Raw genomic sequence first — 24,627 nt, forward strand, 5'->3', positions numbered from 1 at the left:
TATAAATAGTAAACTATTAAAAAACAAGTAAACATATTAATTAGCGGAGGAGGTACAGGAGGTCATATTTATCCTGCCATATCGATTGCAAATGAGTTAAAGACGCGTTATAATGACGCGAAATTTCTATTTGTTGGTGCTAATGATCGAATGGAAATGGAAAAAGTGCCACAGGCAGGTTATGAAATAATAGGGCTTTGGATTTCTGGTATCCAGCGTAAGTTGACCTTAAAAAATCTATTATTTCCTTTCAAATTAATTTCGAGTTTATGGAAAGCGAGATCGATTATTAAAAAATTTAAGCCTGATGTAGTTGTTGGGACAGGTGGATTTGCATCGGGACCTACATTACAAATGGCAAATAGAAAAGGAATTCCGACACTGGTTCAAGAACAAAATTCTTATCCAGGAATAACGAATAAACTGTTATCGAAAAAAGCCCATAAAATTTGTGTAGCCTATGACGGATTAGAACGTTTCTTTCCGAAAGAAAAAATTATAAAAACAGGAAACCCAGTACGTCAAGATTTATTAGATATTTCAAGTAAAAGAAAAGAAGCACAAGCATTTTTTAAGCTCGATTCGACTAAGAAAACGGTATTGGTGTTAGGGGGTAGTTTAGGAGCAAGAGCTATTAATAAATTAATTGCTGATAAGCTGAATTGGTTTATTGACAAAGATGTACAACTTATTTGGCAAACAGGAAAATTATACATAGAAGATTATAAAACGCACGAAAAAAAACAACAAGGAATTCAAACACATGCATTCTTAAATAGAATGGATTTAGCGTATGCCGCTGCCGATGTCATTATTAGTAGAGCAGGAGCAGGTTCTATATCAGAATTATGCATTGTGGGTAAGCCTGTAATTTTTATTCCTTCACCAAATGTTGCTGAAGATCATCAGACAAAAAATGCGATGGCCGTAGTTGATAAAGGGGCTGCTCTCATGTTGAAGGAATCTGAGCTTGATAATTTTGAACAACTGCTAGAACAACTTACGTATTGTGCTGAGCAACAAGAATTATTAAGTGTGAATATTAAAAAATTAGCATTGCCTAACGCAACGAGTGACATTGTTGACGAAATAGAAAAACTTATAAAGTGAATCTAAAAGAAATACATAACATCTATTTTATTGGCATTGGCGGCATTGGTATGAGTGCCTTAGCCAGATATTTTCATATAAATGGATTTTATGTATCAGGTTATGATAAATCACATTCTGTAATAACAGACGCCTTAGAAGATTTAGGTATTAAAATACACTATGAAGATACGATTGCTTTACTAGAAGATGTGTTTTTACATATTCAACATTCAATAATCGTTTATACGCCTGCGATACCACAAACACATAAGCAACTAACTTATTTTAAGGATCATGATTTTAGAATCTTTAAACGTTCCGAAATTTTAGGAGAAATTACCAAGAATACATTTTGCTTTGCTGTGGCAGGCACACACGGTAAAACTACCACATCAACTATTTTAGGTCATATATTAAAAGAATGTGGTGTAAACGCAACATCTTTTTTAGGAGGTATTGCAGAAAATTATAATTCTAATTTGATTCTTGGCGGAGATAAAATTAGTGTTGTTGAAGCGGATGAGTTCGATAGGTCATTTTTAAAACTTTCTCCAAATGTTGCCTGTATTACGTCAATGGATGCCGATCACCTTGATATCTATGGTGAATCTGATGAATTACAAAAATCATTTAGGGAGTTTGCTAATAAAGTTTCTGATACATTATTTGTAAAAAAAGGACTACCAATCGATGGAATAACATACGGTATTGATGAGGAAGCTGACTATGAAGCCCGAAATATATCCATTAAAAATGGGGCCTATGTCTTTGATGTAAAAACGCCTTCAGAAATTATAAAAAATATAGAACTGAATCTTTCAGGAAAACATAATGTGCTAAATACTGTGGTGGCTTTGGCAATGGCTAATTCTTATGGGGTATCACTCCAAGGTATTGCCAAAGCTTTAAAAAACTTTAAAGGTGTACAGCGTAGGTTTACCTATAAAATCAAAACAGGAGATGTAGTGTTGATCGATGATTATGCACATCATCCTACCGAAATTAATGCTGTTTCTGATGCGGTTAGAGAGCTTTTTCCTGATAAAAAAATAGTGGCTGTATTTCAACCGCATTTGTTTAGCAGAACACAAGATTTTGTTGATGATTTTGCTGAAAGTCTTTCACGTTTCGATGCGTTACTGTTGTTAGATATTTATCCGGCAAGAGAACTACCCATAGCGGGTGTGAATTCTGAGTGGCTATTAAGTAAGGTTGAGCTGTCTGAAAAAAAGTTGGTAAAAAAGGAAGACTTATTTGAAAACATTTTGAAAACTAATGCAAACGTAGTTGTAATGATAGGAGCTGGAGACATTGGTGAATTGGTAACGCCTATTAAAGAAAAATTACTTAAAAGTAGCGTATGAAAAAATATTTAAAATACCTCAAACTACTTGTTTTTGTTAGCTTGTTGGCTTTTTTATTCGGTTTTACATCACTCAGAAATAACAATAAAAAAATAACAGATATCGACATCAATTTTGTCAATGGTGACAACCTTTTTATTACCTACGAGACGGTTAATAAATTGTTAATACAAAATTATGGAAACCTTAAAAGTCAGCGAAAAGAAACTATAATTTTGGACAAGTTGGAGGCTGTTTTGCAATCTAATGAAATGATAGAAAAGGCTGATGTATATGTTACCGTTGATGGAAAATTATGTGCGTCGCTAAAACAAAGAACACCAATAGCTAGAGTTAACGATGAAGGTATAGCATATTATATTGATAGCAGGGGTTTAAAAATGCCATTGTCGTCAAATTATTCTGCTAGAGTTCCAGTTATGAGCGGTGTAAAAGGTGCAGATATCAATGATGCCTATAAACTTGCAAGTTATATTGATAAAGATCCTTTTTTTCATAAACAAATCATTGGGATAAATCAAAACAACCAAAAAGAGTTTGTATTAAAGACACGAGTAGGCGGACAAGAAATACTTTTTGGAAGTTTAAACAGAATGGACAAAAAATTTAAAAAGTTAAAGGCTTTTTATCAGAAAAAATTAAATGACGAAACCCTCGAACAATACCAAACAATAAATCTAATGTTTGACGATCAAGTTGTTTGTGCAAAAAAGCAATAAATGGAACACGAAAAAATAGCAGTTGGTTTAGATATCGGTACTACTAAAATTGTTGCCATGATCGGTAAACTTAACGAATATGGTAAGATAGAGATGCTTGGCATGGGTAAGGCGAAAAGCCTTGGTGTTCATAGAGGAGTGGTAAATAATATCACGCAAACAATTCAATCCATTCAACAGGCTATCGAAGAGGCAGAGAGTGTCTCAAATCATAAGATAAAAGATGTGGTTGTGGGCATTGCAGGTCAACATATTCGTAGCTTACATCATAGTGACTATATTACAAGACCTAACTCCGAAAAGGTAATTGATGAGACTGATATTGAAAAATTGATCAATCAAGTACATAAACTGGTCATGCTCCCTGGAGAAGAAATTATTCATGTGTTACCCCAAGATTATAAAGTAGATGGGCAGAGTGAAGTTAAAGAGCCTATCGGAATGTACGGAGGTCGATTAGAAGCTAATTTTCATGTGGTTGTAGGTCAGGTTTCTTCCATTCGAAATATTGGCAGATGTATTAAAAGTGCAGGTTTAGAATTAGCTAGCATTACTCTAGAGCCACTTGCTTCTGCGGAAGCTGTATTGAGTCAAGAAGAAAAAGAAGCCGGTGTGGCTTTAATTGATATTGGTGGCGGCACAACTGATTTAGCCATTTTTAAAGATGGTATTATTCGCCATACCGCTGTGATACCTTTCGGAGGAAATGTAATTACTGAAGATATAAAGGAAGGCTGTTCTATTATAGAAAAGCAAGCAGAGTTATTAAAAACGAAGTTTGGTTCGGCATGGCCGGGAGAAAATAAAGACAATGAGATCGTTTCAATCCCGGGATTACGTGGTAGAGAACCGAAAGAAATTACGCTAAAAAACCTTTCTAAAATTATTCATGCTCGTGTAGTAGAAATTATTGAACAGGTATATCTTGAAATAAAAAACTACGGACATGAAGAAACGAAAAAGAAGCTAATTGCAGGTATTGTTTTGACAGGAGGTGGTGCAGAACTAAAACATATCAAGCAGTTGGTAGAATATATTACGGGTATGGATACTCGTATCGGATATCCTAATGAACACATTGCTGGTAATTCAGACATTGATCTGTCGAGTCCTTCATTTGCAACGGCTGTCGGATTGCTAATGAAAGGATTGAATCAGAAAAATAAAGAAGCTAAAAAAGAAACAGTAAGCCAAACAGAATCATTTGAAACACAGAAAGAGGTTTTAAAGCGAAGTGAAGCATCAGAAGCAAATAAGAAGTCGATTTTTGAAAAATGGGCTGATAAGTTTAGAGAATTTTTAGACAACGCAGAGTAGGGCTGAGTGTTAAGAAATTGTCTTGAAGACAATTTTAACGAAGAGCCAGCGCTGAAGGGGAGGCTTTGAGAAACGAAAATAAGAAACAAACAGAATTTAAATAATTAAAAAAATCCCAAAACAAAAAGATATGAGCAAAGAATTTGAAAATCTTTCGTTCGATTTACCAAAAAATCAGTCTAATGTTATTAAAGTGATTGGTGTAGGTGGCGGAGGTAGTAATGCCGTAAATCACATGTGTCAAAGAGGAATTAAAGGTGTTGATTTTGTGGTATGTAATACCGATGCACAGGCTTTACAGAATAGCCCAGTTCCTAGCAAAATACAATTAGGCGTAAGTTTAACAGAAGGATTAGGTGCAGGAGCAAACCCTGAAGTTGGTGAACAAGCGGCTATAGAAAGTATTGACGATATTAAAAAAATGTTCGGTAACAATACAAAAATGGTATTTATTACTGTGGGTATGGGCGGTGGTACTGGTACTGGTGCGGCACCAATTATTGCCAAAATTGCAAAAGAAATGGATTTGTTAACTGTTGGGATAGTTACGATACCATTTTCTTTCGAAGGAAAAATGCGAAATGAGCAAGCGCAAAAGGGAATTGCCAAATTGCGTGAGTATATAGATTCTTTGATTGTAATTAATAACAATAAATTAAGAGAAGTATATGGTAATTTAGGTTTCAAAGCTGGGTTCTCTAAAGCAGATGAAGTTTTATCAACAGCTGCAACAGGTATTGCTGAAGTCATAACACACCACTATACTCAGAATATAGATTTAAAAGATGCTAAAACGGTACTTTCTAACAGTGGTACCGCTATTATGGGATCTGCTACAGCGTCTGGATCTAACAGAGCACAAGAAGCTATTACGAGTGCATTAGACTCTCCTTTATTAAATGATAATAGAATTACGGGTGCCGAAAACGTATTGCTATTAATCGTTTCTGGAACTACAGAAATCACTATCGATGAAATCGGAGAAATTAACGATTATATACAAAGTGAAGCTAAGAGTAATGTTGACATCATAATGGGTGTTGGTGAAGATGAAACGTTAGGAGAGGCCATTTCTGTAACAGTAATTGCTACGGGGTTTAATATTGAACAACAGATGGAAATTAGTGCTACAGAGTCTAAGAAAATTGTGCATAATCTAGGTGAGATACGTTCGGCACCGCAGCCACTTACAACTCCAGTTCCTGTTAAAGAAGAAAAAGAACAGAAAGTTGTAAAATATACGCTTGAAGATATTGAAGTAGAAGAAGTGCCAAAAGCAGAAGAACCCTTGAATGAGTTGATCCCTACAACTGAGTTGATTAAAGATATCAATGTAACGTATGAAGAAATTTCTATTGAAAAAATAGATGATTTTGTTATTACACCTGTAGTGAAAGAAACGCCAGAAGTTGAGGAAAGAGAGGAGGAGAATCAGGTAACATTGACATTTGATTTGCCATTAACGCCAAGAAAAGAAAAAGTTGAAAGCCAACATGACTTGATTTCTAAGATTGATGAGATTAAAGTTGTTGATGCAGAGCATGTAAATCCTGTGGCTACAACTTCTGATGGAAAGATTAAATATGGTCTTGAAGATTATATGGATAAAGAAGAAAAAGAAATAAACAAAGTTGTTAATCAGCCGATAGATGACGAAGAGTTGCGATTTGATATTCGCGTTGAGAATTCGGCAAATAGATCTAGTGTAATTGTCGAAGATGAAGATGCATCGCCACTTAATTTAACGATTTCTGAGTTGCAGCAAAAGGCAGAAGAACGAAGAGAAAAAATGAAAGAATTCAATTATAAGTTTACAAATAGAGTAAATAAAAATATAGAAGAGATTGAAAATCAGCCTGCGTATAAACGCATGGGGGTTGATTTAGAAGATGTAGAGCCATCAGCAGAAATATCATCTACAAATCAGTCTAGAACAACACTAGATATAGATGAAAATAATGATATTCAATTACGCTCGAATAATTCATTTCTACATGATAATGTAGATTAATAAGACTATTTAGTTTTTGTTTGTTGAGAAAACCCAAATCTTCCCTTTTTATGATTTGGGTTTTTGTTTTTTACAAGTTTTAATTACTCCATTTTTTTCAATGCTGTTTTGTTATCTTTGTGACCCAAAATTAATACGATGAGTTTACAAAAAGATATTATGGTAGCGCTTAAAGAAGCCATGAAAGCAAAAGACACTGTTGCATTAGAATCGTTAAGGGCTGTTAAATCTGCTATTTTGTTGGCACAAACCGAGAGTGGTGCTAAAGAAGAACTTTCTGAGGACCAAGAGCTGAAAATATTGCAGAAATTAGTAAAGCAACGTAAAGATAGTGCTGCTATTTTCTTAGAACAAGGCAGACAAGATTTAGCAAATCCTGAATTAGCGCAGGCTACCGTGATTGAGCAATTTTTGCCAGAACCTTTAAGTGAAGAAGAAGTTGAAAAAGTAGTTGTAGCAACTATTGAAGCTACAGGCGCTTCTGGTATGAAAGATATGGGGAAAGTGATGGGTATGGTGTCGAAAGAACTTGCTGGACAAGCAGACGGGAAAACAATCTCTACTATTGTAAAAAAGAATTTAATGTAAATAGATCTTTATTTTAGATTATAGTATTGGCCCCGTAGTTCAACTGAATAGAATATCAGATTTCGGCTCTGAGGGTTGCAGGTTTGAATCCTGCCGGGGTCACGAATAAATAGTTCGATAAGAAAAAACGCCAAGTTTACTTGAGCGTTTTTTTGTTTGAACTATTTTCAAAGCGGAGCTTTGTCAGGATGGCGCAAGCAATCCTTGGTTTTCAAAGCAGAGCTTTGTTAGGATGGCATAAGCAATCCTTGATTCTCAAAATGATGCTTCTTAACTATTGATGAAATCAATCCTTAAAATACTATTTTAGAGCTTTAAAGGATGGATTATCAGATATAAATTGCCTTTAAATTTTAACACTTTATAGTATTCAATCCATATATTTTATTATATTTACCATAGAAATTGCTATAATTTCAACTATATGTAAGGGGTAAATTGTATAGTTTTTAGCATAAATGGCTCATTTTTTGTGCTAACTTTAGAAATCAACTAACAAAGTAGGATAAAATATTATTCTATTTTAAGATGTAATGAATACAATTTATGTTCAAACTGCTAAACATATGGGTAAAAGGTAATGATCTTGCCGAAAGAGCTATCAATTATAGAGAGCTCAATGAATTCCAGCGTGGTTTGATCACACGATATTTTGCGTTTTACAGAAGACTTTCTTTATCGGATAAAAAACGATTTGAGTTTCGTGTAAAAAAATTCATTGAAAAGCATAACTTTATTGGTAGAGAAGGTGTTGTTATTACAGAAAAAATGAAGATATTAATATCTTCATCAGCAGTAATGTTAACTTTTGGAATGCGTCGTTATTTGTATTCAGAGTTTGATAATATTATCATTTATCCTAAAGATTATTTGTCTAAGGTTACCAATTTGAAGCATAAGGGAGAAACGAATCCTAAGTATAGAACCATAGTTTTTTCTTGGGATGATTACCTTGAAGGTTTAAAGATAGAAGATGACAACTTAAATTTAGGGCTTCATGAATTGGCACATGCTCTTCATTTTACATGCCTAAAACGTAAGAATTTCTCATCTAAACGATTCATTAACAAATTTGATGAATTACTACTTAGATTGAGAGATAGAAGATTGCAACGCAAAATTGTAAAATCAGGATATCTTCGTGAATATGGTTTTAGAAATCAATATGAATTCTTATCGGTACTAGTTGAGCATTTCTTTGAAACACCCGATGAGTTCAAACGAAAACTCCCTGAGATTTATACCTATGTAAGTCAAATGCTAAACTTAGATACTGCAGATTTTACACATAAACCTGCACTCTTTAAAAGTATCGTATTGAGTTCTGCTTGAAGTAAAATCAAAGAACTGTTCTCTTAATTTTTATTTATTTTCTAGAGTATTATTTAATTCACAATAATTTTTCTGATGGTTGTTCCTTTGGGGGTTTCTAGTATTATTAAGTAAGTTCCGCTAGGCAGGTTTAGGTTATAGTCTATTGAGTATTCATTTTGATTTTCTAGTATTTTAGCATGATTTACAGTGTTAGCGATAAGGTCTATTATTTTCATGCTAATAGGTGCCGCTTGTTGTAGTTCAACATCCGCTTTGAAAGTACCATTACTAGGGTTAGGATATACATTAAAAGTTTTAATAAAAGTAGTTTGCTCGTCTTGTTGTGTTCCGAAGTCGGTACGTTGTTGTACGATGATTTCTTTGGTGAGTGTTGCAGTACATGCTCCTTTAGTTGTCGTTAGGGTTACGAAGTAAGTACCTTGTTGGGCGAACTTTATTTCGGCATAATCTTCATTTTGTGTTACGATGGTTGTACCTTCAGAGAAGGACCAGGTTACGGTTTCTGGTACTGGATTACTTACATCTACTACTACAATTGTTTCATCGACGAATGTTTGTGTTGATACGAGGAAGTCAGCTGATATTTCTTCGTTTGAAGAGCTGATGTTGATGGTGTCTGTTGCGGTACAACCATTAGAATTTGTGATAGTAAGGGTATAAGTGCCATCATCAGTTAACTCAACAATAGGCGAAGTACTGATAAATCCATTATCACTAGTCCAGTTGTAAGCAGCACCTAGATCGTCTATGGTTGCATCGATGGTGTGTGATTGCCCTAAACAAAGTACACGATCTTCACCGAGGTCTAGGGTAAGAAGTTCAGGATCTTCCATAACGAAACTTTGTAAGGCAATACATCCTTCGTTATCGGTGATGGTTACTTCGTAGCTACCCGCTGCAAGATTAGTAATAGCAGCAGTGGTAGCACCAGTATTCCATAAATAGGTATAGGGTGCATTTCCACCCGATACGTTCAGACTAATAGCACCATTCGCATCACCATTGCATAAAGGAGGATTGATGGTACTTTCTACAGTCATCCCATCAGGTTGAATGACTTCAATACTTTCTTCTAAACTACATCCGTTAGCGTCGGTAACTACCAAAGTATAGGTTCCTACGGTGAGTCCAGTGATATCTTCAACAATGTCGCTATTGTTCCATAAATAGGTATAGGGAGCTGTACCTCCAGAGATGGTTGCATCGATGGCACCATCGGCACCCGACTGACAACTCACTACGCTGGTTACTACCAAGTCAATAGCTAAAGCCTCAGGCTCAGTAAGTGTATACGACGCACTTTCAGAGATTCCGTTATCATCGGTTACGGTAAGCGTATAGGTTCCAGCAATAAGATTAGAAGCTACAGCCGTAGTTTGGTTAATGGCAACCAAAGTTCCATTATCATCGATAAACCATTGATAGGTATAGTCAGACCCTGTAGCAAGTACTCCACCAGTTACGGTGGCTGTAAGGACACCATCACTACTTTCAAAACAAGAAACACGCTGAGTTTCCTCAATAAGGATTCCTATTGCATCAGGTTCTAGTAGTACAAAGTTTTCAGTGGTGATACAACCTGTGTTATCGCTTGCCGTAGCAACATTGGTATCACGTACGGTAAGGGTATAGGTTCCTTCTCCTAGATTGTCAATATCTTGATTCGTAGAAAGCACTACACCATTAGTATCTGTCCATTGATAGGTATATCCAGCAGTTCCTCCACTCACGGAGATATCGATACTACCGTTAGTAGCTCCCGCTGAATTAGGATCAATAAGATCAACGAGTTCAATAGTTAAAGGCTCATTAGGTGCTGTGAGTTCAAAAGATAGAAATACATCACATAGGTTTTCATCAACTACAGAGAGATTATAAGTTCCAGAAGGTAGATTAGCAATGTCTTCACTGGTACTAATGACAGTACCACTACTGTTTGTCCAAATAAAGGTATAGTTACCCGTTCCACCAGTTACGGTAATATCGATGGCACCATCACTACCACCAAAACAGCTGATGTTGGTTAGATTCTCTACTACTTGTATCGCTATAGGGTCGTTAAGTGTATAGTCGAACTGAGCGGTATCACCACTTCCATCAGAAGCAATCACGCGATAGGTAGCTGCACCACGATTGCTAATGACTAAGTCTGTCAAACTAAGCGATTCAAAGACACCATTGTTATCAATAAACCACTCAACGGTATAGTTACCATCTCCACCAAAAGGTTGTGCTTCTAACTGCCCATCGCTGCTTCCAGGGCATGATATGGAGACAGGTTCGATAATAGTAACAGAGAGTGGTTGTGGTTCAGTAAGACGCTGTGTTATGGTTGCTGTACAACCATTATCATCGGTTACCAGTAGGGTATAGTTACCATCGGTTAAACCGGATATATCCTGATCGGTACCTACAGTACTACCACTTTCATCTGTCCATAGATAGGTGTAGTCACTAGCTACAGTTCCACCCGATACAGATACGTCAATAGCACCATTAGGACCATCTACAGTTGTTGGATCAACGACGTTGTCGATGGTAATATTAATAGTGCCAGGTTGTGTAATCACTACAGAGCCATTAACAGTACAGCTATTTTCATCGGTTACAGTATAAAAATATTCACCGAAGGGTAAATCAGTTCTATTGGCTGATGTAATGGTAGTATCGTCTGTCCAAGAGATGGTATAAGCGCCGGTACCACCACTAATGACAAGGTCGATAGTTGCATCAGCAACACCGTTACAAGAGATATTGGTTTGTGATGGTGTTACAACTAACAGATCAGGTTCAGTAAGTGTATAGGATTGAGTTACAGATACACTTTGGCTATCGGTTACAGTTATCGTATAGGTACCAGCAGGAATATTTGCAAGTTGTTGATTGGTTGTATCATTGTTCCAGAGATAGGTATAGGGTGCACCATTACCACCGGTACCTTGTGCACTGATAGTGCCTGTGTTCCCATGACAATCGATAGCTTGTATTTCTGTAAACTGTACAGAAAGTAGTGGTGGTTCTTGTATTGGTGTGGTAGCTGGATTAGGAGCAACAGTACAGCCATTATCATCGACGACGGTTACACCATAATCACCAGGTGCTAGATTGGTTATTTGATTAACGGTTGTGGTAGTATAGGCAGCCCCATCTCGTGTCCAATTATAGGTTAGATTACCCGTACCACCTGTTACAAATACAGAAATACTACCATCATCGGCATCATTTTGTGTGATTTGCGATATGTTATCAAAAGCTACGGTAAAGGCTATTTGAGGTGCATCAATTGCTATAGTAATAGGTGTTTGTGCAATACAACCAACAGCGTCTCTTACGGTAAGTGTATAACTACCTTCACCAAGTCCAGAAAATGTTGGAGACGTTTGCCAAGAGCCATCAACTCCATCTTGTATAGAATATTCGTATGGAGGTGCACCATTTTCAATATTTGTAAAATTAATAACTCCAGTTGATTGACCATAACATAGAACATCTTGTTTAGTATAAGAGAATGTGATAGGATCTACAGGTTGAATTACAAACTCTGCGCTTTGTTCGGCTGAATTGGCTATTTCTGGGTTGTTTGGGTCAAGTTCACTATCGGGAGGATTACTATATTTAGAAATCCATCGTAAACGATAGCGGCCTGGTTCTAGAAATCCGTTCGAGGGAGAATAGGTAAAACTGTTACCAGCATTGATATCGTTATTGGTTAGAATAGGAATATTGCTACTTCCATCGTAATAGTCGAAAGCATTTGTATCGGTATTAAATCGTTCTAGATAGAGTAGCATACGTTCGTTCTGAGCAGCATCAAGTGCTCTATCAAACTGAGCTATAAAACCACCATCATTGGCATCGCTACAAGTCATTTGAACCACCTGTGGTGGATCTTCTAATAACTGAGGGGAGCATAATATATATTGATAACTAATAATTTCTGACTCATAAAGATCGTTGCAAGTATTTATTTTAAAATGTATAGGAAGTGTTGGATCTAATTCAGGAATATCGGATGATTCTACAAATATTTTATTCTTATTTTGATACTTGCTAGGTAAAGGTTTATAAGATAAAGTACCAACAGAGTACTCCCAGTTAAAAAAAGCATTTTCTTCTTCTCCGAAACCAGTATTTAATTCTAAAGGAGCACACTGATAAAACTCATTTGAACCACCAGTTTCTTTGATAGAAGCGATTGGTATTAATTGAAATTTTTCGGTATCATCTAAAGTTGTATTTGGTGTAGCAGAAAAATCAAAATTGTGAGGACTGCAATTATATAAATATGGATAAGTAACATCCCAAGGATATTCATTATAACTTGGAAAGATGACTATATTATTACCAAAAAAACGTATGGCAACAACCTTGCTAGGAACATCAATTTCTAAATTATTACTTTCTCCCAAGTATGTAGATAAAGATAGTACCCTCACTTCATTTCCATTTTCTAAAACTAAATTAAAATTTGAGGTACAAATGGAATTAGCACCGCCACAAAGAACAGCATTTCCTTTAGTCTCAAATCTATATTTAAACTGACCTGCAACTTGAGTCAAACTAAAAATAAGGCATACCAAAAAAACAACTTTTTTCATCTTCATTCTATTTAATACACCACTTCAATTTCATTCCATTTACTTATCGTACCATCTTTAAATATGGCTTTAATACCATAATAGTAGGTAGTATTTATATTCAGATCTTCGTCAATTAACTGTCGCTTGTCAGAACTTGCTGTTCTAAACAAACTAAATTTTCCCTCTTTTTTCTTTTTATAAATGAGAAATTCTTGCACATTATCTTCTTTATAACGCCAAAACAGATTGATTTGTTTCTGCTCTCTATTCACATTGGCATATAAACCTCTTACTTCTGGTTTCACTAATGTTTTAATAACATCTATTGCTACAGGAGGTGAAGGTGGACTTTCCAATCCAGTTTTATCTATGGATACCAAAGTGTATAAATACTTAACCCCAGGATTGATCTGCACGTCTTCGAAATACGATGTGGTATCAGATGCTGTTTCAAATACTTTTTCCCACAAATCAGTTTGAAGGTCAGACGCTTTTCTATATACGATTTCTTTTGCGACATCGTCTGAAGAACTCTTAATCCATTTTAAAATAATTTTATCTTCTTTTTGCTCATAGCTATCGAACACTGGCGATGTTGGTGGAATCTTATCAGGACGTTTCAATACCAAAACATCAGAATATTCAGATTGATTATAACGCTGATCTAAGGCTTGAATTTTATAATACACATTTTTATTAAAGGTTACGACATTAACAGTATCTATAAATGAAGTTGCTTTTTTACTATATTTATTAAGCATACTGAATTCCTGATTAGGGCGATTAGCTCTTAATATTTTATAACCTCTTAGGTCAAGTTCTGTGTTAGCATTCCAAGAAAGCTGTACTACGCCTAAGGTATCAATAGTTCCTGTTAAGCCACTAGGTTTAACGGGAGGTACAGAATCTATAGGTTGCACCATATTGGGCGATGAAGATAAACTTTGACCATTTTTACCAATAGCTTTTAGCTTAAAATAATTAATTGATTTTAATTGATTATATGTATAGGTTCTTGTAGTAGGTGTTATACCTTCCTTTACTATTTCATAAGGACCTACTGCTTTGTCAGCCCTAAGAAGATCAAATTGTTTTACTTCAGCTTCTTGTTCTTTAGGGTATGTCCACTCTAATAACACTTCTTTATCTGAGATCATTATATTATTCTCAAAGAAAGGAACAGCAGTAATACCTTTGTAAGCAAACAATTCAACTGCATCTGATGGCGGACTTTTTTCATTAAATGCTGAAATCCCAACTACGCGATACCAATATTTTTTATTGAATACGGCAACGCTATCCGTAAAGGAAATCCCTGATGATGTATTATCTGCTAACTTCGTAATAGGCACTTTATTAACTTTTACAAAATTTTTACCATCTGTCGATTTTTCTAAATCATACGCGGTATAAAAATTAAGCATAGACTCATATTCCCAAACTAATACAAATGATTGTTTATAGTAATACCCTAGAAAATCAATTGGCTTTGGTAAATTTTCTTCTTCGGATGGACTAATGAAAACGCCTGATTTATCAATATCCATAATTTCTGAAGGAACTTCGGATCGAATATTATATAAGTACTTTTCATTAGGTTTCACATTGGTATCTATAAATCCTAATCCAGCGTATTTTGCCACTTCAAAATCTTGATCTATCACGAACATCGAGAAAGCAAACCTTCTGTCGAGTTCTTCACTTTCTTGAATAACTTTAAGTACTTTATTATTAGCGTTATCATTCATTTCGAAATCTTCACCATACAGTGCTTGTGCTGCTACGGCAGCTCTGTCATTTTGTTGCACAAAAGATTCCCATGCTGACAAAGGCTTCGGTTTAATGACACCATCACCCAAAATAATTTTTTCAGGTTTTGCTAAAGGTTGCCCATCTCGTAAAATAGTAGTACGCTCAATAGTATATCCGTATCTAGTACCATACAGCCAAGCATATTTGTTATTTACACCCCAGCGCAATAGTATTTTATCTTTTTTAGCTCGTGCTTTTACAACTACAGTTGGATTTTGAGAAGTTTGAATGGTATCTTGAGAAAAACTTTGAATACAAAAGAAACTTAATATTAAAATGATGCTATGTTTATACAAAGAATTCATTAAAATTCATTTTTAAATTTGATAATTGTTGCATTACCTGAGGTTTGATTTGGTAATATATATTCTACTTTTACTTTATAAAATTCTCTTCGTAAATATGGGAATGTACCATTAATAATATAACCATACTGTTGATAAATAGTAGGGTGCGCAGCAGCACCGTTAGGATACTTATTCACTAATAGATATTGTAAGCGTTTAAAATCACTATGATAGATACGAGCCAAATGCCAACGGAATGGGAAATTTGTTCTCAAATATCCATGGTCAGGCATATTTGATGCATAATGGTCATACGATGTTGTTAGTAAAAGATTTCGAATAGGTGGTAAACCTAAAATAGCTTCATCTCTATCAACTTTTAAATCTCCGTCAAGCGGATAGTTTTGATACACTAAAGGATAAACATCATTCGTGTAATAAAAATCTTCTTGTACACCTTCAAGTTTCAATAAGGGTTTAAAACCAGTGTACACCGTACCCTTTACATCATTTACTCCGAAAGGTTCAGCATCACTAATACTTAGCCCCATTGCACCTACCTGAGACATGCCTTGGTCAATAAGTGTATAATAATTAGTAACACTTAAGGCATTTATTTTTCTATCTAATGTGCTATACCTACTTGTATTAAAATTAAATATGAGTCGTTCAAAAATAGCATCGGTACTTCCTGTACCACTTACTGTATTGGTAGATATAGAAACATTATCATTAACCTGAATATTGTCAACAGCTGTTGTTGCTTGTTGTTCGCTACCAATTTTAGAAGTAATTAATCTATAGGTATATTGAGTTTCCTTTTTGAAATTAGTAGGTAGGTCAAAGTTTAGAACATTATCATTTCTATCATAGGTAAAACTTACTTGTTGAGTTTCTTGATTTTCATCAATAAAGAACAATTCATCATTGTAGCCATCAATACCAAATAGATAATCTTGTCCTTGTTCTAACTGAATAAATCCTGTAGTACTTTCATCTGGTAAGAAATATTTTTGGTCAATCACAGGATACATAGCCGTAATATTTCTATATGGAATATACGTTGGTGCATCACCTGTTGTGAACGTAATTGTTTTTTCCTCTAAGATTACATTACCGTTTTCATCTGTAACTAATTTCCAAGTTCCATTTACTTTTTCCTCAAAACCAACTTTAACAGTAACCGTAATATCTTTTTGTGGCGGTAAAATATCATCAGATTCAAAAGTCAATAAGTCATTTTGATTATTCCAGATAAGCTCACCAGGAATGTTATTGCTCCCTTCTTTGGCAATAAACTCTTTTAAGCTCACCTTATAGGTTTTTCTACCGGAATCCTCTTCGACGATTAATTCTTCATTCATCGAAGCATTAAAAGCTACTTGTATTGCATCAAAAACATCTACATTTCTGGTGTCATCAGAAGGAACTATATCTGATATCATAGCTATATTTTGTAGCCCAGTTTGACCTATGAGTTCACATTCTTCACCAATAATTATCTTTAAACGTGCTTTAACTGTCACTATATCTAATACACGTACTTTGATGCCTGCATATCCTTTTAAATACCAGGGGTTCGGAAATTGACCTTGTGCTAACGTAGCTAGACCCGCCTCTAATATTTTAATTCGTTTTCTAAATCCAAAAATTTTAATTTTCACACCCAGTTCACCCACTAAGTAAGCATAAAGTTGACCGGTAGCATACCATCCATCAATACCCACACGTTCTTCACTACCGCGACAAGTGGCATCTCCAAAATTACGTATCATCAAGTCAAAGCCTACACCAGCTTCTGCTTGAGCATACACAATACCCCAATCGAAGCCCATTCCTAATCTAAAGGTAGCTCCGAAAGCATACCCGTTTCCTACTGCTAAGTCATCGTCAAAATTTCTACCAAAAGCCAGCTCTTCAGCCGTTAGATCGAGAATGTCTATAACAATTGGATCTGGTTTAGCTGGATCTGGTAAAATGGTTCCGGTCATATAATAGAGATTAACCGAGGCTTTAAATGCACCAATAGGAATATCACGTACTCCAAATCTTTTTTCAGGAGTACCAACATAAATATACCAGTCATCTGGAGCATTGTAAAATTCTAAATAGCCCAATCGGTTCTTCTCACCTTCACCCTTAATGGCTCCAGCGTTTAAGAATACATCAAACATTCCCCAGTAGGTCTCATTTTCAAAATCGAAATCTATACCCACCTGAGCAGCAAATAATTCTTTACCAGTTAATAAATCTGGGAAAACATGCGTAGCGAAATAATTAATACCTTCTTTATCGATTGAAAGTTCATGAAAATTCCCCAAGGTTTGTTCTTTATCAGCAACTTTCTTTTGCATGTCTTTAGTACTGCCAAAAGGCTGAAATCTACCATCATCACCTTTACTAGAACTATTACCCGTCATTAAAGAGGCAGCTCCGTAGAAGCCAAGTCTATTAATACCGCCACTTGTGTTAAAACTCATTTCAATGGCTACGAGTCCTAAAAAGGTTGCCGATTTTTTCACTTCAAAAGCGGCTAGGGCTTTAAACCCAAAATCTATGGATTTGTCAGGGGCATAATAAATACCAGACATCGAACTGGCTCGTTCATCAACACCTGCTTTTCGCATATGATGATAGACACCACCGCCAAAATCATAAATTTTAAAATTTTTCTGATTAGAACCTGTTGGATGCCCATAAGCGTCAACATACCAATAGCGATAATCATCTACATTACCAAAAATGCCTTTAGCACCTAGTTCAATTCCTAAACTTTCAGAATATAGGTCTAAAGAACCCGTGAGTCCTTTACCATACAATTCATGCTCTCTAAAAAAGTGCAGTTTGCCACTAAACTCGAAAGACTTTCTTTTTACATCTACAGATACTGAATCTACCGCTATCTTTTTGTATTTCCAACGTAGATAGTCGCCTTCTTCAAGTTCACCTATGATTCTAAGTCGCACATCACCTTTTATACCTGACTTGTCTAGATTTATATAACTATTAAACCCAATTTCAGCATGATTATCCGGGAAATCTGTATCACCAGATATATTATAGAAACCTAACTGAAAGCCATATATTTTTGGGAGTGCTATAGTATCTTTATATCCTATATATTCTATGTTAAGGTAGGGACGACTAGCAGTTTGTATTTTAAAATTTTGAAAGGATAACCCCTGAAAATCAAGCTCTTTAATGTCTCCTAATGCTGAATTTAAAGTGTCTATAGCTTCTTCTTGTTCACTATTAAAAGACATCAATCCTGTAAGGTTAGCTTCTGGTAGAAACTTATCGTCTTTTACTTCTAGTTTTACATACGAATCACGAAAGAGTTTGGCTTTCGATTTGAAAACATTAAAATCTACATCTTCTTGTATGTCAACACGTAAACTGTAATTTCTATCGGCCGAAATTAAGCCACGATATTTTAAACCACCATGTGAAATACTATCTATACGTTGTCCTGATGTTTGCGTAGTATCCTCAACAACTTCAGTAGAAATGGGTAGTACAATACGTCCATCAAATTTTGCTTTTACAAACTGGTTTACTTGTATATCTACCTCAAGATTATCGAGTGAGAATTGCCATTTACTAACATCACCGTCATTAATACTTAATATATTTTTAGCATAAAAATTACCAGAAGCGCCAAAGTTGTCTATTAATAAGTTTTTAGCGCCAACCATAATACGCTCATCAGAGCCTTTCTTTTTAAACTCTGGAGGTAACATAATGCTTATTTCTTTAGAATAAAAACCCCGCCATAAAGCCTCGTTGCCTGGTATTAGTAATTGCTGCTGGGTATAAATAGGGGGAAAATTAACTTTAGTCAAAGCGTTACGAGTATCACTCAAATCTAATACCGTATTTTTCATTTGAAATCCCCATTTGGGCAACTTTACAAGTTCAAAAGGAGGTAAGTTCACTTCTAAAATAAGATCTTCTAATGAGGTAGCAGCTACTCTAAAACTAGCACCTACATAGCTATCATTACTTGTTGGTTTCGTATTATTTTCTGCACCAGGTTTTAATTTATTTGGATATTTATGGGTGCCATCTGCTTTTAAAGGTACTGCTACTGTTTTTGCTATACGTACATCAGCAGAAATTGCTACCTCTTTTACTTTACCTTCACAATCAATCACAACATAGGTGGCATTATCATCTGGATTTCCATCACTTTTATATCCACCCTTAAATGTTAAAAGCCATTGCCCACTATTTTGGGCAACAGGTACATCTTTCAATAAATACAATTTCGCTTCACCATAGATACCACCCGTATGCGATAATTTTACACCACTAGCGCCAAAATATAATTCAGCATTTAATGCAGGTATTTCAAGTTTAGCAAAGAGATCTAATTCACTATATTCTGGGTAAAGTTTAGCTTTGATTACACCAATGGTAATGGAAGTTTGATTGCTTGTTTCAGGTACATTGCTACCGGCACTAGTACCTCCAAAACTTTTTCTAATACCTACAGGTAGTTGTACGAGCTCATTACCAACCATCTGATCTATAAAATTATCGTTTTGAATAATTTTATCTAGAATCTTATTAGCAGCACTCACCATAGAGTCTTGCTTTATGCTCGTCTCATCGTCTTTGTTATTGTACCATTTGTTAAGGTTTTCTTTTATAAATTCTGCTACATCACCCGTGCCAATATTATTTGTTGTAGAAAAGGTTTCTAACTCTGGAAAACTTCTAAATTGATTGCTACTACTAGCCGTTGGACTACTATAATGCCCAGCTAAGGTCTTAACCGTCTCATTAAGATTTGCTAAATCTGTATACACTGTTTTTTGTTGTACTGCTGTAGAATCTTTAGGGTCTGTAGTTGCCCAAAGTGTTACCGTATTTAACAGTAAGAGTATTAGTATGTAGCAATGTTTTTTCATAAAATTCAACTATTTTTTGAGTTTACCTTCCAATAGCCTCTTGTGCCTCCAATACGTTCTAAATAACCTTTTTCTTGCAATACATTAAAATGTTTTTGTATGGCAGATTCGTTTATTTTGATTATTCTAGATAACTTTGCTTTGCTAATGGTAGTGTCTTGGTCAATTAAATTTAATATTTGCTTTTGTCTATCAGATATGTCTTTTAGATGCGCTATTGGACTACTTATTGGACTACCTATTGGACTACCTATTGGACTACCTGTCTCTATTTCAAAAGGAAAGATCATACGAATAAAATTATCAGAAAAATAAAAGCAATCTTTGTTGTAGAATTTTAAAATTCTAGGCACACCAGATCCTAACTGTTCTACTAATCTTAGATCCTTATAAATTCGAATTAACTCCTTATTTCTAGGTACAGAATACCCTTCAAAAAATTCACTTTTATTTAATCCTTCAGGTAGCCCGCCTGCAGATGTGATCTCTATTCTGTTAGAAAATAACTCAAACTTTGGCGACACCTCTTTACTATAATCATTATACACAAAAGCATTAATAATAGCTTCCCTTAGCGCAATAGCATGCCATAATTGCTTCTGTTCACGTTGTTTCTCGGTAATTCTAGTATGCGTGCTATTTTCTAAAGTAAACTTATCAAGCACCTTAAAGGTGGCTTTTATAACAGATTCATATCCATATTCGTTACTTTCTATTACATCTAATCTATCATTAGTTCGATATCTAGCTACTTTTATAGAAATATTATTTTTATCAGAAACCAAATATGCTACATAATTGAAATCCTTTTCTTCTGTTAATAATTCTAAATTTTTTGCAAATTGACTAGGTAACTCAATGCCTATTTCTTGATAATAAATTTTTAATTGACTAAACGATAACCCTTGAACTGGTGATTTAATTTTACTAATAGAGTTGCGTGTTCTTTTTGCGAATACATTATCTATGGTATGTTGATTCATAGGTTCAGCTGCTGTACCTACTCTAATAAAGCAACCTTTAGGTGTCATACCATATTTAGTATAGTAATATGGCTTTTCTGTTCCGCTAGCTACTATAACTTTGATAATAGTTTTTTCTTGTTTTGGTTCTATAACAATATCAAATAAACCTAAAGCAGAAGGGCTGATATTATTTTTTAGCTTGTCTTTTAGTTGAAGTGCTATTTTATCTACATTCTCTAAGCCTATTACCCTACCACTGTCGTCAATACCTATATATAGAATACCACCTTCTCTATAATTAAGAAATGCAATAATCTCTTTTTCTATAAAGTGGGTAAGTTGTTTTTTGTATTCTATACGATTGGTTTCCATCTAATTATTTTAATACCGTTTTTGTTGTACAGCTATTGAATGATACCACACGAACGGATTCGTGCGGAAGCGTGGGATTATGGAATTTATAGTTACGACTCATTACTTCTTGTCTTATTTTTCTATTTTTTACTTCTTATTTTTTATTTTTTTATCGTTATACTACTTTTTATTTAATACCACACGATACAATCGTGCGGTAGCGGGGTACCAGCTCATTACCAATCATCTAATCTATAAAATTATCGTTTTGAATAATTTTATCTAGAATTTTATTGGCAGCACTCACCATAGAGTCTTGCTTTATACTGGTCTCATCGTCTTTGTTATTATACCATTTGTTAAGATTTTCTTTTATGAATTCTGCTATATCACCCGTGCCAATATCATTTGTTGTAGAAAAGGATTCTAACTCTGGAAAACTTCTAAACTGACTACCAGAACTCGCTATAGGCTTACTATAATCACCAGCTAAAGTTTTTACCGTTTCATTAAGATTGGAGAGATCGGTATAGACTGTTTTTTGTTGTACAACTGTAGAATCTTTTGGGTCTGTATTTGCCCAAATTATTAAATTACTTAACAGCAATAAGAGTAGTATGTAGCAATGTTTTTTCATAATAACATCTTGGTATATTATTTTGTTTTTACTCTATTCATTTATTTATTCTAGCAATCCGGTTTCAATCAAACTATATTTCTTATTATATATTTTATAGTCTTTAAGACTCTTATATTTAATGATTAAATTTTCTTCACTTACAGCTGCAGATAATAATTGATATTTACCAAAAGGAAACGCTACATTTGCAGAGTTCTTGGTTTCTAAATCATATATTATTACTTCCCTAGATCTTACTATAATTAATTTATTATTCTCAAAAAGATTGATTACAAATTCGTTATTACGAGCAACACTATTTGTAGGCAATTTTATGAACGTATTGTTCTGTGGTAAAAAAAGAACGAAACCATTTGTCAAAGGAATTAGGATAAATTTACTGTCTTCTGATTCAAATTTAAAACCATCTAAATTAGGCACAAGTGCACTGTATTTTCCTCCTATATATTCATTTTCTATTTTTGAACCATTCACTAGAAAATTATACTTGTATTGAAGTCTTCCATAATTAGGCTCTTCAAGGTCTAATATTTCCAAGTATATATTTTTATTTTTTGATGTGTATGTATAACCAGATTTACTCATCTTATGATTTTTCTCTTTTTTATATTTTTTAGGTTAGTGATAACTCTATTATAAATTTAGGTTATAGGTTTGTAATTTAACAAGTAAGCATACAGTTCAGACACTAAATTACTTACTGCTTCATGCTGCTTTCCATTTTGCCCTGAGGCCGCAGTTTTATAAATATCAACTGCCCATTCGCAAAATTCTTTCCAATCCTTTACTTCATTTATTCTCTTCAGAATCATTATCCTCGGCAATGGAGGCATGAATAAAAATTTGCTAATATCTTCTTTTGGTAGAGAATTGACCTTATTCATAACTTGCGATACATTTTGGTACTCATCAAAAAATGGTAAAAGATCTTCAAAAACCATTTTTTGTAAACTACCTCTAATTTTTTGTAAATCACTTACATTAGAAATTTCCACATTAAACATTTGTTCATAGCTTCTGCTTCTTTTATGAATTGTATACTGTAAATAACCAATATTATGTTTTTTATATAACGGTTTTAGGATTTCTTCAACCTCAGGAAAAGCTTTATAACCGTTAACCTGATTACCCAAAACATAAACACCTGGATATTTACTATAAGAAAAAATTATTTCTGAATTTTTATTCCTTAGTGATACGGATCCCGCTCCAACACTTATCGGTCTATAATCGATGTCTTCTAATACATTTTTAATTCCTTTTATAAGGTTTCTTTTATCCATTATATCATATTTTTTTAATACCTGAGATAGTATCACCATTCTCAGAATCATAAACTTTAAGCCCTTGCTGCCGCACGAATCCTTTCGTGTGGTTATAAAATCTATTCATAATATTCAAAATATTAATATATTTTTAATTAATCCTTTTTCTCCGGCGTAATCTTTTGCACTACTATATACATAGTCTTCTGCCTTATATACCAATCCTGTTACAACAGGATTTTGATGTATATAATTTATTTTTTCTCTTATCACTGCATTGCTCCATAGTTCTATGGGTTTATTATCATGCCTCCAAAATTGATAGTTATTGACATTTGATGCTTTTGATGCAGCTTTACTAAATTGTTCTAGCAAAAACTCTTTTCTGCTTTCTCTCGGGTTTTCTTTTATAGCTTTTACAATGGCTTTGCTGGTAAACCTTTTAAAATCACCTAGTATTTGCTCTGGCTTTTCTTCTTTTATACTTCTAAAAATAAGATGTACATGGTTAGTCATTATACACCAAGCTATAATTTCCATACCTTTTTCTTTTTGGCAGAACACTAAACTATCTATCAAAATATCTTTGTATTGATTTCTTGTAAATACATCTAGCCATTCTATCACGGCAAAGCTTACAAAATATAAGCCTTCAGGATTATGGAATTTATAATTACGACTCATTACTTCTTGTCTTATTTTTCTGTTTTTTACTTCTTATTTTTTATTTCTTTATCGTTATACTACTTTTTATTTAATACCACACGATACAATCGTGCGGTAGCGGGGCTAATGACCGAGTCTGTTTTGTTATCAGTTTTAAAGACTTCTGTTAAATAGGCTTCTGTAAATTCTGCAATATTGGGATCTGGATTGTTAAAAATTGCATTGCTATTATATGCGTTTAGCTCTGGGAAACTTCTAAACTGATTGCTACTACTAGCGGTTGGGCTACTGTAGTGCTCAGCCAACGACTTTACCGTCTCATTAAGATTTGCTAAATCTGTATAGACCGTTTTTTGTTGTACTACTGTGGAATCTTTAGGGTCTGTATTTGCCCAAAGACTTAGTGAACCAAACAGCAGTAAGAGTAGTATGTAGCAATGTTTTTTCATATCATTAATTGCCTCTGTCATTATTAATCAAAGATTATTTTTGTTCCGCAAGACTTTGAACTTTTTTCTGTAATATATTGGATAATGTTTTCCTTTTCTTCATCTGAGATTTTCTCACTATCAAAAGGATACTCCCATTTTTTAAAGCCTCTTAAATCAGCATAAAATATTGGAGGATTAAAGGTTAATTCACCTGAAACTTTAGTTTTTTTCTCTCCGTATTGGATGAGAATTGTCCCTCTTGAAATAATAGAATATTCGATTTTCATT

At 34.3% G+C, this 24,627-nt stretch carries 17 protein-coding genes and 1 tRNA gene; 8 read left to right on the forward strand and 10 right to left on the reverse strand.

Annotated elements, in window-relative coordinates; all coding sequences use genetic code 11:
• The first annotated feature begins 15 nt into the window (after positions 1-15).
• The 8 genes from murG (at position 16) to AC1EUY_RS03500 (ending at position 8,423) form a co-directional block, all read left to right on the forward strand.
• Positions 16-1,110, forward strand: coding sequence for an undecaprenyldiphospho-muramoylpentapeptide beta-N-acetylglucosaminyltransferase (gene murG, locus AC1EUY_RS03465; RefSeq protein ID WP_480194166.1), 1,095 nt, complete (start codon positions 16-18; stop codon positions 1,108-1,110).
• On the forward strand, positions 1,107-2,456 hold the full coding sequence (murC, locus tag AC1EUY_RS03470) for a UDP-N-acetylmuramate--L-alanine ligase (protein WP_480194106.1): 1,350 nt from the start codon (positions 1,107-1,109) through the stop codon (positions 2,454-2,456). The genes murG and murC overlap by 4 nt, the downstream gene beginning before the upstream one ends.
• The gene (locus tag AC1EUY_RS03475; protein WP_480194107.1) at positions 2,453-3,175 is read left to right on the forward strand and encodes a cell division protein FtsQ/DivIB; all 723 of its coding nucleotides are present in this window, start codon (positions 2,453-2,455) and stop codon (positions 3,173-3,175) included. The genes murC and AC1EUY_RS03475 overlap by 4 nt, the downstream gene beginning before the upstream one ends.
• Positions 3,176-4,492, forward strand: coding sequence for a cell division protein FtsA (gene ftsA / locus AC1EUY_RS03480; RefSeq protein ID WP_480194108.1), 1,317 nt, complete (start codon positions 3,176-3,178; stop codon positions 4,490-4,492). It abuts the gene before it with no gap.
• 130 nt (positions 4,493-4,622) lie between these two features.
• Positions 4,623-6,503, forward strand: coding sequence for a cell division protein FtsZ (gene ftsZ, locus AC1EUY_RS03485; protein WP_480194109.1), 1,881 nt, complete (start codon positions 4,623-4,625; stop codon positions 6,501-6,503).
• 138 nt (positions 6,504-6,641) lie between these two features.
• Positions 6,642-7,091 (forward strand): GatB/YqeY domain-containing protein, encoded by a 450-nt coding sequence (locus AC1EUY_RS03490; RefSeq protein ID WP_480194110.1) that lies wholly within the window; start codon positions 6,642-6,644, stop codon positions 7,089-7,091.
• Between the two features lie 28 nt (positions 7,092-7,119).
• Positions 7,120-7,193 (forward strand) — tRNA-Arg (locus AC1EUY_RS03495).
• A gap of 444 nt (positions 7,194-7,637) precedes the next feature.
• Complete coding sequence (locus tag AC1EUY_RS03500) at positions 7,638-8,423, forward strand: zinc-dependent peptidase (RefSeq protein ID WP_480194111.1); 786 nt, start codon at positions 7,638-7,640, stop codon at positions 8,421-8,423.
• Between the two features lie 53 nt (positions 8,424-8,476).
• Here AC1EUY_RS03500 and AC1EUY_RS03505 read toward each other — a convergent pair whose 3' ends face one another.
• From AC1EUY_RS03505 to AC1EUY_RS03550, 10 genes are all read right to left on the reverse strand, one after another.
• Positions 8,477-13,024 carry a T9SS type A sorting domain-containing protein gene (locus tag AC1EUY_RS03505; protein ID WP_480194112.1) on the reverse strand — a complete coding sequence of 1,516 codons (4,548 nt, stop codon included), beginning with the start codon at positions 13,022-13,024 and terminating at the stop codon, positions 8,477-8,479.
• 11 nt (positions 13,025-13,035) lie between these two features.
• Positions 13,036-15,123, reverse strand: a complete 2,088-nt coding sequence (locus AC1EUY_RS03510; protein WP_480194113.1) for a fibronectin type III domain-containing protein — start codon at positions 15,121-15,123, stop codon at positions 13,036-13,038.
• Positions 15,123-20,018, reverse strand: coding sequence for an Ig-like domain-containing domain (locus tag AC1EUY_RS03515; RefSeq protein WP_480194114.1), 4,896 nt, complete (start codon positions 20,016-20,018; stop codon positions 15,123-15,125). The genes AC1EUY_RS03510 and AC1EUY_RS03515 overlap by 1 nt, the downstream gene beginning before the upstream one ends.
• Before the next feature lie 5 nt (positions 20,019-20,023).
• Positions 20,024-21,355, reverse strand: a complete 1,332-nt coding sequence (locus AC1EUY_RS03520) for an RNA-binding domain-containing protein (RefSeq protein ID WP_480194115.1) — start codon at positions 21,353-21,355, stop codon at positions 20,024-20,026.
• A 229-nt stretch (positions 21,356-21,584) separates the two neighbouring features.
• Positions 21,585-21,974 (reverse strand): hypothetical protein, encoded by a 390-nt coding sequence (locus tag AC1EUY_RS03525; RefSeq protein WP_480194116.1) that lies wholly within the window; start codon positions 21,972-21,974, stop codon positions 21,585-21,587.
• 45 nt (positions 21,975-22,019) lie between these two features.
• Positions 22,020-22,562 carry a hypothetical protein gene (locus AC1EUY_RS03530; protein WP_480194117.1) on the reverse strand — a complete coding sequence of 181 codons (543 nt, stop codon included), beginning with the start codon at positions 22,560-22,562 and terminating at the stop codon, positions 22,020-22,022.
• A gap of 56 nt (positions 22,563-22,618) precedes the next feature.
• Positions 22,619-23,260 (reverse strand): hypothetical protein, encoded by a 642-nt coding sequence (locus AC1EUY_RS03535; protein ID WP_480194118.1) that lies wholly within the window; start codon positions 23,258-23,260, stop codon positions 22,619-22,621.
• Positions 23,261-23,374: 114 nt separating this feature from the next.
• The gene (locus AC1EUY_RS03540) at positions 23,375-23,926 is read right to left on the reverse strand and encodes an REP-associated tyrosine transposase (RefSeq protein ID WP_480194119.1); all 552 of its coding nucleotides are present in this window, start codon (positions 23,924-23,926) and stop codon (positions 23,375-23,377) included.
• 59 nt (positions 23,927-23,985) lie between these two features.
• Positions 23,986-24,378, reverse strand: coding sequence for a hypothetical protein (locus AC1EUY_RS03545; protein ID WP_480194120.1), 393 nt, complete (start codon positions 24,376-24,378; stop codon positions 23,986-23,988).
• A 2-nt stretch (positions 24,379-24,380) separates the two neighbouring features.
• Positions 24,381-24,626, reverse strand: coding sequence for an Imm74 family immunity protein (locus tag AC1EUY_RS03550; RefSeq protein ID WP_480194121.1), 246 nt, complete (start codon positions 24,624-24,626; stop codon positions 24,381-24,383).
• Between the last annotated feature and the right edge of the window lies 1 nt (position 24,627).

The organism is Maritimimonas sp. 2210JD6-3 (genome assembly GCF_056591795.1).